A 526-nucleotide genomic window follows, 5' to 3' on the forward strand; every position below is an offset into this window, starting at 1 on the left:
TAAAGGCGGGGTCTTTAGGCGGCTTTATTGAAAAGGAAGTTAACCTATCCCATGATGGCAATTGCTGGGTGTATGATGAGGCTTGTGTCTATGGTCATGCAAGAGTGTATGATGATGCAAAAATACGCCATTATTCTCAAGTCTGTGGTCAAGTTTATGGCAATGCTGAAGTCTATGGAAAAGCTTTTATCTCTCAATATGCTAAAGTTTATGACCATGCTTTTGTCTATGGCAATGCTCATGTTTATGGCAATGTTTATGGGTATGCTCATGTGAATGGTAGTGCCCGCATTCTTGCTGATGCTCATATTTATGATCATGCGCATGTTTCTTATGATGCTACGGTTTTTAGTTATGCTCGCGTTTATGGTCATGCCAAGGTTTCTGGCTTGGCTTGTATTTATAGCCATGCAAAAATTTATAATTATGCTGTTATTAATGGTCGTGCAAAGATTTATGGCAAGGTTTATGGGAATGCTTGTGTGAGTGGCTCTTGTGAGATTTATGGCTCTGTTTATGGCAATGC

General features: G+C 39.7%; 1 protein-coding gene. It reads left to right on the plus strand.

Going from position 1 to position 526, the window contains the following annotated elements; translation table 11 throughout:
- Positions 1-526, plus strand: a 526-nt coding sequence (locus tag ACFIJK_RS09525; RefSeq protein WP_375627613.1) for a hypothetical protein, incomplete at both ends; no start/stop codon positions are given.

The organism is Bartonella sp. PS17NMGDW (genome assembly GCF_042193555.1).
GTDB classification, from domain to species: Bacteria; Pseudomonadota; Alphaproteobacteria; order Rhizobiales; family Rhizobiaceae; genus Bartonella; species Bartonella grahamii.